The 11,597-nt window shown below is 40.7% G+C and carries 9 protein-coding genes; 1 reads left to right on the plus strand and 8 read right to left on the minus strand.

Translation table 11 applies throughout. The annotated features are described in order from the left end of the window. The 8 genes from I6F47_RS06735 to I6F47_RS06770 are packed head-to-tail and all read right to left on the minus strand — an operon-like array spanning window position 1 to window position 10,619. Complete coding sequence (locus I6F47_RS06735) at window positions 1-792, minus strand: sterol desaturase family protein (protein ID WP_197183550.1); 792 nt, start codon at window positions 790-792, stop codon at window positions 1-3. Continuing rightward, window positions 785-1,465, minus strand: a complete 681-nt coding sequence (locus I6F47_RS06740; RefSeq protein WP_197183551.1) for a CDP-alcohol phosphatidyltransferase family protein — start codon at window positions 1,463-1,465, stop codon at window positions 785-787. The genes I6F47_RS06735 and I6F47_RS06740 overlap by 8 nt, the downstream gene beginning before the upstream one ends. A gap of 42 nt (window positions 1,466-1,507) precedes the next feature. Continuing rightward, window positions 1,508-2,146 (minus strand): ATP-binding cassette domain-containing protein, encoded by a 639-nt coding sequence (locus tag I6F47_RS06745; RefSeq protein WP_170071288.1) that lies wholly within the window; start codon window positions 2,144-2,146, stop codon window positions 1,508-1,510. Between the two features lie 55 nt (window positions 2,147-2,201). Beyond that, the gene (locus I6F47_RS06750) at window positions 2,202-3,956 is read right to left on the minus strand and encodes an ABC transporter permease (RefSeq protein ID WP_197113188.1); all 1,755 of its coding nucleotides are present in this window, start codon (window positions 3,954-3,956) and stop codon (window positions 2,202-2,204) included. Continuing rightward, window positions 3,953-5,287, minus strand: coding sequence for an ABC transporter substrate-binding protein (locus I6F47_RS06755; protein WP_197183552.1), 1,335 nt, complete (start codon window positions 5,285-5,287; stop codon window positions 3,953-3,955). Before I6F47_RS06755 ends, I6F47_RS06750 begins: the two co-directional genes overlap by 4 nt. Next, on the minus strand, window positions 5,274-6,092 hold the full coding sequence (locus I6F47_RS06760) for a DUF547 domain-containing protein (RefSeq protein ID WP_197183553.1): 819 nt from the start codon (window positions 6,090-6,092) through the stop codon (window positions 5,274-5,276). Before I6F47_RS06760 ends, I6F47_RS06755 begins: the two co-directional genes overlap by 14 nt. A gap of 2 nt (window positions 6,093-6,094) precedes the next feature. Continuing rightward, window positions 6,095-8,248, minus strand: coding sequence for an FAD-dependent oxidoreductase (locus I6F47_RS06765; RefSeq protein WP_101216402.1), 2,154 nt, complete (start codon window positions 8,246-8,248; stop codon window positions 6,095-6,097). Window positions 8,249-8,258: 10 nt separating this feature from the next. Then, the gene (locus I6F47_RS06770; RefSeq protein ID WP_197183554.1) at window positions 8,259-10,619 is read right to left on the minus strand and encodes a TonB-dependent receptor; all 2,361 of its coding nucleotides are present in this window, start codon (window positions 10,617-10,619) and stop codon (window positions 8,259-8,261) included. A 426-nt stretch (window positions 10,620-11,045) separates the two neighbouring features. Here I6F47_RS06770 and I6F47_RS06775 point away from each other — a divergent pair, with 426 nt between their 5' ends. Beyond that, window positions 11,046-11,459, plus strand: coding sequence for a hypothetical protein (locus I6F47_RS06775; protein ID WP_007581772.1), 414 nt, complete (start codon window positions 11,046-11,048; stop codon window positions 11,457-11,459). Window positions 11,460-11,597: the final 138 nt, after the last annotated feature.

The raw sequence follows: 11,597 nt of genomic DNA on the forward strand, positions 1-11,597 counted from the left end.
TCACTTATTTTTAAAAGGCATGATCAATAAGCCCCACAATGAGGCATTTTGCTTTTTGCTTGGGTATTCTTTTAAGCCAATATTTATATCTGCGTCGGTTTTTTTGGCTTTATCTTTGTAGCTACCAAATAATTTATCCCACCAAATTACACTAAAACCATAGTTTGAGTTAGTTTCACTAACCACTTGGCTATGGTGAATTCGATGCAATATTTGCGTCATTAATATTAAACGAAGTGGTTTTTCAATAGCATTAGGTAGGCGTATATTTGCATGATTAAATAATGCTAAACCATTTAGTGCTATTTCAAATATAAGTACCGCAATGGCAGGTACGCCAAGAGCAGTTACTGCAATGAGTTTTATAAGTATGCTCAGTACAATTTCGATAGGGTGAAAGCGCAGCCCTGTACTGGTATCTACGTGTGCATCGGCGTGATGTACACGGTGTAAGCGCCATAAAATAGGTACTTGATGAAATAATCTATGCTGCCAATAAATTAATATATCGAGTAAAAGTATGCTCAATATAATAATTAAACTGCTTGGTAGAGCTATTTGATTAAATAAGCCTATGCCGTGCTCTTGATTGTAAAGTGCTACGGCGGTTAGCCCAATGGGAACCACTAAGCGCGCAACAACTGATGAAGCAAACACTAACCCAAAGTTAGCAAACCAACGTGTACTGCTTTTTATTGGTGATTTACGCGCTGGTTTTTGCGCTTCAAGCAGCATCATTATAACTAAAATGCTAAAAAAGAAGCCTAAGCGCCACCATACTTCATTAGTCATCTATTACCTCAGAATTTGAACTGCTAGGCACGTTTTCAGCTGCTTTGTTAGCATCGGCTTCTTGTTGCTTAAGTGTGTGATAACCGCCATGTATACGGGTAAAAATAGTTATGCCACACGCAATAGCAAAAATGCTCGCCATAACCGCAAAGTGCTGCGGCCAAATACAAAATGCAATAAATAGCGCTATTGTTTCAGTGCCTTCGGTTAAGCCGTTTAAGTAGTAAAAGCTTTTGTATTTAAATTGCGGTTTTTCGAGTTTAAATTTTTCGGCGGCAATCGCAAAAGCTAAAAAGCTTGAACCCGTACCAATAAAAGTAGTAAGTAATAACGATCCCGCTATCGCGTTTTGCTCAGGGTTTGCCAAAATAAAGCCAAGCGGAATAGCCGCGTAAAATAAAAAGTCGAGTGTGATATCTAAAAAGCCACCTGCGCTTGAACTTTGGTTTGCATAGCGTGCTAATGCGCCATCAAGTCCATCTAAAATTCGATTTAAAGCAATGGCAACTAATGCGCCGTACCACATTTCAAACGCCAGTAATGGCACGGCTAATAAGCCAACTAAAAAGCCAACCACGGTTAGCTGATCGGCGGTTATGCCGCGTTTATGCATAAGCATAACCACAGGTGTTAACAGTGGCTTAATTACAGGGGTGATAAATTTGTCTAGCATGTTTGTTGCCTTATGCGTTTAAAGCTGTGTATTAAAGCCATATTAAAGAGCTGCACTTAACGTAATGAGCTTGCCATTTGCAGCGTCGGCATCGCTATGATCATGAGTAACCATAATTGCAGGTAGCTTATGATCGCGTATTTGGCTAAACACGAGTTCGCGTGTATCAACACGCAGTTGGGTGTCGAGTTTGCTAAAGGGTTCGTCAAGTAAAATGGCTTTAGGTTCGCTCAGCAGCATACGTAATAATGCAACACGGGCTTGTTGCCCACCTGAGAGGTTGTCGGGGTGGCGATTGCCCATGTCTTTAAGGCCGACTTTCTCAAGTGCGTGTTCTATTTTTTCAAGGCGTTGTTTTTTATTACCTTTGGGCATTGCAAAGGCAATGTTACCAGCAACAGTTAAATGCGAAAACAATAAAGCGTCTTGATAAAGCACTCCAATATGGCGTAAGTGTGGAGGGGTGTTATCGATATTTTGACCATTAAGCCACACCTCACCATTAGCCTTAAAGCTACTTGGTAAAGTACCCGTAAGCCAATTTAATAAGCTTGATTTACCACTGCCTGATGGGCCCATAATAGTCAGAATTTCACCGCCATTAACTTGCTCGTTTAAGCTAAGTAACAGCTCATTTTGGCGATAAAGCTGACAATTTTTAATCTGTAACGATGACTGCATTAAAAAACCTTAACCCTGATAGTGTTAAACATGGGTGCTTTAAATATGTGCACGTTTAAACACGTGCACTTTTGAAAAAATATTTAGGTAAACCCCATGCCAGTATAAATCCAATAAGTGGCAACGCCATTTGCATAATAGCGTACACGGCACTGGTGCGTCTGCTTGCGCCATTGGCAAGCGTAACGGCTTCGGTTGTTATTGTGGCTATGCGCCCGCCGCCAGCTAAAAGCGTGGGGAGGTATTGTCCAAAACTAATTGCTAAGCCCAGTGCGGCTGCAATTAAAATCGGGGCAAACAACTGAGGTAGTTTTACTTTAAAAAACACCTTGCATGGCGCTGCGCCTAGGCTTGCTGCAACATGAGCAAAACGAGGATCTAAGCGCCTATAACTGCTCGCAAGTGACAAAAACACATAAGGCAACACAAACAGTAAATGCGTAAGTACCACATTAAAAAATGCGGCTTGGTTATTTACCAATTGTTGTATCCATACTAGCCCAAACAAAAAGGCAATACTGGGTACTAATAACGGTAAGTAAATAATTAAACTGGTAAAACGAGAAATAGGTTTGTCACTCAACTGCTCTGATTCTAAACACAATAAAGTAAGAATAATGGCAAATAGTGTGGTTACTAGACCGATTGCTAGCGTATTAAAAAGCGGACTGCCCATTTGCATTAGCGCACTTTTAAAATGCAGTAGTGTAAATTGCTCAGGCATTGCATCTGGAAAGCGCCAAAAACCTGCAACCGACCACATAACTAAACCAATAAGCGACAATAGTATAAAGCTAATTACTAATGTGGTGAGTACTACCGTTATTTTTTGCCAATAAAATCCGCCGTATTCGCGCACTCCATTAGTGAGAGAGTCGCTAAATAACACTTTTACGGCCTTTTCCCCGCCAAGCCAAAGGGCTAATAACCCGCCTGTAACAGCCAGTTGTAATAAAGCACCCGCTGAGGCTTTAATGCGCAGGTTTAAATCAACATCGTTAAACCAATGCATTATTGCAACGGCCAACGTGGGTGGTGTATTTGGGCCTAAAATGAGTGGCATTTCTACACTGGCACTTGCATAGGCAAGCACTGCTAAAAGGGGCAAACGTAGTAGCGGATAAAGGCTTGGCAGTATTACTTTAAAAAAGGCGGTCATTGGGCAATAACCTAAGTTAAGCGCAACCTTATGTTGTTGGCGTAATTTTTTGCCAAGCTCAGGTTGAGCAAGTACGCCCAGTGCCATTAGTAATAAAAAGGGAAGCTCTTTTAGTGTTAAGCCTAAAATAATACTAATACCGAACGAATCATGCGGAAACATACCGTTTGGCGCAAGTTCCCAGCCGCTTAACCAAGGCGACGCTAAGCGTGAAATCATACCTGAAGGGGCAATTAAAAACCCCACCGCAATAGCGGCTGCGGCATGAGGTATCACTAATATAGGGCTCAATAAACGCTGAATTCGGTTAAGCCACGGGCTATTAAAAAACGCAGCTAAAATCATTAAGGTAATGATAAATGCAAGCAGAGTACTTATTAAGCCCGTTGCAACGCTTAAGGTAACCATTTGGGTAAGGCCGGGTGTTTGCCAAAGGGCGTTAAAACCTTGCAAGCTAAACGTTGTTTGCTCAAGTACGGGCGCATAACCAAAGGCAGGCAGTAATACGCTAATTAAGCCACCAAGTACGGGTAGTATAAGTAAAGCGAGTAAAAATCGCGGGCTAAATTTTACAATGCGCGTAAACATATCGGTGCTGCACTGCGTTGTTGCTTTGGTATTTACTGGTGCACTTTTTGAAATAACGCTCATTGGCTTACTCCATAACGGGTTTGCCAACCTTGCATAATGGCGTTTACCCAGCTTGGATGAGGTTCGCTCAATGTGCGTTTAATACTGTTTAAAGGCAGTGCACTTGGATGCGGTTTAGCTGTTTTAAATAAGGCTTGCTGTTCAGGCGTTAACGTTGATTGAATAAGTACGCTTTTATCGCCCCATATATGCGCTTTTTGTTTTTCAGCTTGCGCCTCAGGGCTGAGTAAAAAATTAGCCACTAATTGCGCACTTTGCTGGTGGCTTGCATTGTAAGGGATTGCCACAAAATGAGTATTACTTAAACTGCCATCACTCATTGCGTAACTGCGAATGCTGTTTGGTAAATCATAGCGTTTTACAGCTGCCGGTACTTCAGGTGCTGAAAAAGTAAAGGCTAAACTTAGCTCTGTATCGTCCACAAGGCGGCGCATTTGAGCACCACTTTGCATAAAATGACTGCCACTACGCCAAAGCGTTGGGTGTAGTTTATCTAAAAAGTCCCACAGTGGGTTTAATACTTGTGCCGTATTTTTAGTTGTAGCTGGTTGGTTTAGCTGCGATTTAATGTTTTCGCTGCTTTGCTGATGCAGTACAACTAAGGCGTATTTTAAAAAGCTCATACCTAAAAAGTCAGGCGGCTTTGGGTAACTAAAGCGACCAGGGTTTTGCGCGCTCCAGTTTAATAATTCGTTTAATGTCGTCGGCAATTTATTGTTTGCCTTACCATTTATTGCAATGCTGTCGTAATAAAACGTAAGTGACGCTTGCCCCCATGGAGCCTCCATCCCATTGGTAGGTAAACCAAAATCAAAGGTTACAGCAGGGTTATTAGCCGGATCGGTTAATGCAAAGTAGGGGAGTTTACTCGCCCATTGCTTTAAAAGCAGAGAGTGCTCACTCATGGTGGCAAAGTTAGCCCCGTTGATCCACATTAAATCTACGCTGCCTTGGTTGTTATTGTTTGCTGATTTTTCGGCAAGTACACGGCTTACTGCTTCGCTGGTATCGCTTAATTTTACATGCACTAGGTTAATGTTGTACTTAGTTTTAACTTGCTGCGCTGCCCATTGAATATAAGCATTTATTTGCGCGTCGCCACCCCATGCATAAAAGTATACATATTGATTGCGACCAAGTGTTTGAACTTGTTGCCAGCGAGATCCCTGTTGTGTGTTTATTACTAAATTACTTTTATTATTTGAGTTAATAACGGTATTAGCAAACGCAGTGCTCGAAAAAACAGCTAAATTTGCGATTGTACAAACGCAAAACGCGACACAGCAAAAGCTGTATCGCGCCTGTGTTTGCCAAAACTTAATGGCGAACATTTAAATCCCAGTTATAGTCTAAAAATTTAACTTTCATGTCATCATTTTTAAGTGCTTTTTGCTGAGTGGGTATCAGTTTAAGAGCATCGTTGTATTGCAAGAAAAACTGCTGTAGCGTGTTTGCGCCTCTAAAACCTTTTTCAAAGTCATCGCCGTACCATTTAAATATTGAAGACACGCTTAGCGTATTTTCTTGAGCCATATTACGTGTCATATCTGATAAAAAGCGCACTGTTTGCTCTTGCAATTGGCTTTCTAAATCAGTGGCTGTATACGCTTCTTCTCGAAGCGCTGGGCAACCAATACTCGCGCAATTTACTGCAAAGTGAATGCGTGGGTCGTTGTATTTACCGCTGCCACGTATTAAACCATGTTCTATATCATCAAGGCTGCGAGTTTTGCCAAGTAATGGCACAAACTCTTTACTCCATGGTGAGCTAAAAAAGCTCCCTAAGTCTTTAATTGACTTAATATCAGGGTACTTAGTCAATATAAGTTCAACAGTCCACGCATTATAAGCATTGATTAAAAAAGCGAGTTGCTTAGGCTTTTCCCATGCGTCAAATTCACTTTGCGTTACAGCCGTTAACGAATCTAAATACGTTTTTAGCTGGGCATGCTCACGTTTTATGGCAGCGTAATCAACCTCAGTACTGTGATTATGGTTAATAGCGACAACATGCTTATTTAACAATGCATTCCAGCTATCGTGCATGTTTTGGGCTTGGGCCGAAAATGATGTTGCAAACGATGTTACAACTAAAGCCGAACCAAGTAGCAATGCTTTTAGAGGTGTTTTAAACATAATTAACCTCGACGCCAAGTGTGGTATTTTTCAAGCAAGTTAAGCACTTTTTCAGGTGCATGAGCGCGTTTCCACTCACCTGCTGCGTATTTGTTACCTTCAGCCCAAGTAGGGTAGCTGTGTATAGTACCGAGTATTTTGTTAAGACCTAAGCCGTGTTTCATTGCCAGTACAAACTCAGCAATTAAATCGCCAGCGTGTTCAGATACTACGGTAACGCCCAATATTTTGTCTTTGCCTTTGGGTGTAATTACTTTAATAAAGCCTTTTGTGGCGCTATCGGTAATTGCACGGTCTAGCTCTTCAAATTCAAAACGAGTAATTTCGTAATCTATGCCTTTGTCTTTTGCGTCTTGCTCGTTTAAGCCAACACGTGCAACTTCTGGGTCAATAAACGTAGTCCACGGAATAACACGGTAATCTACTTTAAACTTTTTAAGGTGACCAAATAAGCCGTTTACCGCTGCGTACCAACCTTGATGGGCTGCCACATGTGTAAATTGGTATGGACCTACAATATCGCCTGCTGCAAAAATATTTGGGTACAGTGTTTCTAGGTATTCGTTAGTTACTACTGTGCGGTTTGTTTCTATGCCTAGCTCTTCAAGACCGTAACCTTTAAGGCGCGCACTTCGACCAACAGCACATAATAGCTCGTCGTATTCAATATCTATTTCTTTGTCGTTATGTTTAACAACAATATATTTTTTACCATCGCGCGTTTCACAGCGAAGTGCTTGGTGCGATGTTAAAATATTAACGCCACTTTCGGTTAACGCTTCGTGAGCAAAAGTAGACACTTCAAGATCTTCTTTGATCATGATACGTTCGCTCATTTCAATTTGCGTAACACTTGAACCTAAACGTGCAAAGCTTTGTGCTAATTCGCTACCAATTGGACCACCGCCTAGTACTACAAGTTTTTTAGGTGCCTCATCTAGCTCTGCAAATTTATTCCACAATGTATCGCTTGTTACATAGCCAGTTTCTTCAATACCAGGTAGTGGCGGTACAAATGGGCGTGCGCCAGTGGCAATCACAATAGTACGAGCGGTGAGTGTTTGCGTGCCACCGTCGTTAAGTTTAATTTCTACAGTCCACGGGTCTATTAATTTACCGTAACCTTTTACTACATCTACGCCTAAGTCTGTGTAGCGCTCAACACTGTCGTGTGGTGCTACATCTGCAATTACTTTGTGTACACGTGCCATTACTTTTTTGAACGAAAACTGCGGTGTGGCGTTTTCTAGGCCGTAGTTTTCACCATGGCGAATTTGTTCTGCAATTTTAGCGCTTTTAATAACTGCTTTACTTGGAACACAACCGTAGTTTAAACAGTCGCCGCCCATTTCGCCGGCTTCAATAAGGGTTACTTTTGCTTTAACAGCAGCAGCAATATAACTTGTTACCAAACCACCTGCGCCTGCACCAATAACAATCATGTTACGGTCGAATTTTTTAGGCTTAGTGTAGTTTTTGTATACGCGACGTTTTTTAAACACGTTTAAGATTCCTTTAGCAATGAATGGGAAAATGCCCAGTAAAGCGAATGATAAGATTAAGTTGAATGATAAAATTCCAGATAAGCTATCTATTTGCGCCAGTTGCGTACCTGCGTTAACAAATACAAATGTACCGGCTAGCATACCTGCTTGGCTGACCCAGTAATAAGTCCATGACTTTATTGAGGTAACACCCATTAGTAAATTGATTAAAAAGAACGGAAACACCGGCACTAAACGAAGAGTAAATAAGTAAAATCCACCTTCTTTTTCAACGCCTGCATCAATTGCGGCTAAGCGCTCAGGAAAACGTTGTTTAATAGTGTCACGTAGTAAGTAACGCGATACTAAAAAGGCAAGCGTTGCGCCAATAGTTGAGGCAAAAGATGCAACTAATAAACCCTCTACCAAGCCAAACAATGCACCTGCGGCAAGTGTTAAAATAGCGGCGCCTGGTAAAGAGAGAGCAGTTACAACTACGTATAGTAAAAAGAACCCACCAATAACCAACAACGGTGACTGCTCTTTGTAATCGCTAAACTGATCCATTGACCCTTTTAAGCCATCAAGCGTAAGTAGTTGGTGTAAGTCAAAATGAAAGAACAGGCCGACGGCGGCCGCTGCAATCAATAATAAAAATATTTTTTTAATCATGTTCTCTCTCTTAAAAACTATGCGTAAGGGTTAACTTGGCGTTAATTGGCAACTCAGGAAAAGCTAAAGTTGCACCAAAATAACCGCCTTCAAATACTGGGCGCCAGTTTTTTTGATTCGTTACGTTGTTCACATCTAATCGTAACTTGGTACTAGGCGTAAAAGCATAGCTAGTATTTACGTTTAGTGTGTACTGATCACGAATTTTTACTGTCGCCAAAAAGTCTAATGGGTAACTCTTTGTATATAGACCTGAAAAACCCGTTTGCCATTTCGAATTAATTGAATAATTTCCGTTAAAGCTGAACGATTGCTCAGGGATACCCTGTACACGGGTGTTTGAAGGTGCAAAAGCGGTAAAGCTAGGTGCGCCAACACTGGTACCTTCAATAATATCTGGACGTGAGTTGTCAAATGCATCGGCTACTTGAGCTGAATCTTGGCTACTTGCAGAATTATCGTAGCGAGCATCAATATAGCTGTAGCCAGCACTTAGCCAATAAGGGTAAGCATCATAAAATACTTGGCTTTCAAAGCCGGTAGTACGAATGCCGGTATTACTACCATCGCGATTACGTAAACTACGACGTTGGCTGAATACTGCTCCATCGGCGTACCAATCGCTGTCGGTTGGTGCGTATTTTAAACCAAATTCAACTAAAGTATTTTCGGTTGAAAAGTTTTGTGCGCTAATTGTGTTGTCGCCACCAAGAGACGTGCCGCCAGCCATGCTATTTGATGTGGCTTCGTTGTAACTTGCTGCACCATAAGTGGTGTAATCACCATTCAATCGGTAGTTAAAGCTTATTTGCCCCGAATGTAGCTTATCATTAATGCTATCGCGAGCTGCAATTTCACCCTCTGGCGCAATTGGGTCGTGCGCGTCTACGTCATAAAAATCAATACGGTAGCCAACGCTTGTATGAAACTTATCTGTCCAATCAGAATCTTGCTGAATAGCAAAACCTGTTTGCCATGAGCGCGAATCGGTAGTGTCTGATAAGTTAAAGTCGCCACTGCCGTCATTATTAATATCATATTGACCACCAGGGGATACAAATACACCTGGGCTAATTTCAATTAAACGCGCTTGTTGTACATCAGTTAAAGGAATGCGGCGATTTGAAATTGGGCCAGTTAAATCAATAGGTAAGTCGGCTTCTGTTGTAAATTGGCTGTAGCCTAATACGCGGTTATAACGCACATCAAATGCAAAAATTGTTTGCTGGTCGCTATTCCAAAGATAGGTAAGCTCGGTACGGTTTTGCGCGGTATCGGCACCATCTATAATTTCAACAAAGCTATTTTGTGCAATTTCTTCGCGTTGTAAGTGCTGAAAATACGTGATGTTTTTAATGGATGCGTTGTTGGAAAGTTCACGCTTATAAATGCTGTGTAGTAAATAAGTAGTGGCTTCGTTCTGATTATCAGGATCGGTAAGTACTGTACTACGGTCTATTTTTACTTGCCCAGTTGGTGAGATTATTGAACCTGCTGCCGGTACTGTGCTGCCATTTGCTTGCACGCCTTGGCCGGTAATATAAAGGCCATTATCTATTAGCGCTTGAGTAGGGCGGTTAATACCTGCGTTATCGGTAAATTCAACTTGGTATAACTCAAAGTTAATATCCCAGCTGCTCTTGTCATCGGGTAATACGCGTAATGATGCAAATAAGCTGTCGCTCTTTGTGCCCGAAAAGTCGTAGTAGCTGCCGTTATCTATGTGTTCAGCGCTTACTCTAAAACCTACTTTGTCTTTTACAATGGGTGCACTGTAATCCACTAAAACACTGTACTGATCCCATCGACCTGCAGATACAGTTGCTTTGCCTTTACTTTCGTCAGTTGATGCTTTTTTAGAATGTAAGTTTACAAAACCACCGTTGCGTTGGCTTGAGCCAAATAATACCGGCGGCGCGCCTTTTACCACGTCTATCTGTTCTATAGAGTTGAACGATAAGGGCACACCAAAGCCGTTATTACCGGCTTGGCGGCGTGTGCCATCTTGAAAAAGCTCACCTAATTGCCCACGAATAGTAGGTAAACTGGGTGCCCCAAAACCACTGGCTGAATAGGTATTAGGGCTTACTGCAAGTACATCTTGTAAAGTCGTAATATTGAGTTGTTCTATTAACTCGCTTGAAATTGGTGTGACTGAGCGGGCTATATCTTGTAGGGCTAAGTTGTCGCCAAAAGGGCCGTCTACAGTGGCGTTTTTAACCGAAAGACCTTGAGATTTAATAACTTGGCCTGCCACCTCAATGCGCTCTATTGCGCCATCTTTTGTTGTTTTTGATTCTTCGGCTGCAAAAGCATTAAGTGGTGTATTTAATATGGTGGCTAGGGAAAGTGCTAAATATGCGTGTTTCAAACGTTTTCTCTCTACGGTTAAAATGTTGTTGGCGATAAAGACCGAAAGGATTAAAAATAACTTTCAGTAAAATTTTGATTCTTTTTGTTTTTTAGAACATAACAAAACAGATGCATTACAAAGTTGGTAATTAAGTACTATTGTTTTATTAGTTGATAAAATATTAATACAGCGATTGTATTAGAGTGAATGTAAATATTTGCTTTTAATGGGCTTTTTAAATTATAGACTACTTTTCACCTGCTAACATTTTAAAGTTGTTAACTTTTACGCAGCATTTTTTAATTCCTAAAATAAGCTTCACTTTTATTACTACAAAGCTTAATTACTTTTTTATTTAAAATAATTAAATTTTTTTGAAATAAAAAATAACTTATACGGTCTAGCTTACTTCAACGTTTATTAATATTCATTTAAGGAAATTTTATGACAGGTTCAATGAGTTCTGATGTGCAAAACCGTTTGCAATGGTCACTTTTATCTTTGCGTTTAGGCGTATTTATTGTAATGGTTATGTGGACGTTCGATAAATTCGTAAACCCTGGTCATAGCGCACGTATTTTCGAACATTTTTACGGTATTAGTGGCTCATCTGACATAGTTGCTTATGTTATCGGTGCTCTACAACTTGTATTAGTATTGGCATTTTTAGCGGGTATTAAAAAGCGTATAACTTACGGTATCATTTTTGTAATGCATGGCTTATCAACGCTTTCTTCGTACAACCAGTATATAGATGGCTTTAATAACTTATTATTCTTCACTGCATGGCCAATGTGGGCTGCGTGTTTCGCACTTTACTTATTACGCGACCAAGACGTAAAATTTACTGTAAAGTAATAAAACAATAGCTATACCCTTAAGGTTGTAGCTAAAAATACATTGGGCTGAGTTATTTACTATTTCAGCCCAATGTATAGCCTTTGAGCACTTCTTCTAATAATCCAATTTCTTTGTCATCTTCTAAAAATAATCCTT

Origin of the sequence: Pseudoalteromonas sp. NZS37 (assembly GCF_015864265.1) — a bacterium.
In the GTDB taxonomy this organism is placed as follows: domain Bacteria; phylum Pseudomonadota; class Gammaproteobacteria; order Enterobacterales; family Alteromonadaceae; genus Pseudoalteromonas; species Pseudoalteromonas arctica.

Excerpts from the sequence above, each read along its gene's own strand:
- I6F47_RS06745 (WP_170071288.1), bottom strand. The coding sequence starts at position 2,146 with ATGCAGTCATCGTTACAGATTAAAAATTGTCAGCTTTATCGCCAAAAT.
- I6F47_RS06750 (WP_197113188.1), bottom strand. The coding sequence starts at position 3,956 with ATGAGCGTTATTTCAAAAAGTGCACCAGTAAATACCAAAGCAACAACG.
- I6F47_RS06775 (WP_007581772.1), top strand. The coding sequence starts at position 11,046 with ATGACAGGTTCAATGAGTTCTGATGTGCAAAACCGTTTGCAATGGTCA.
- I6F47_RS06765 (WP_101216402.1), bottom strand. The coding sequence starts at position 8,248 with ATGATTAAAAAAATATTTTTATTATTGATTGCAGCGGCCGCCGTCGGC.
- I6F47_RS06735 (WP_197183550.1), bottom strand. The coding sequence starts at position 792 with ATGACTAATGAAGTATGGTGGCGCTTAGGCTTCTTTTTTAGCATTTTA.
- I6F47_RS06760 (WP_197183553.1), bottom strand. The coding sequence starts at position 6,092 with ATGTTTAAAACACCTCTAAAAGCATTGCTACTTGGTTCGGCTTTAGTT.
- I6F47_RS06755 (WP_197183552.1), bottom strand. The coding sequence starts at position 5,287 with ATGTTCGCCATTAAGTTTTGGCAAACACAGGCGCGATACAGCTTTTGC.
- I6F47_RS06740 (WP_197183551.1), bottom strand. The coding sequence starts at position 1,465 with ATGCTAGACAAATTTATCACCCCTGTAATTAAGCCACTGTTAACACCT.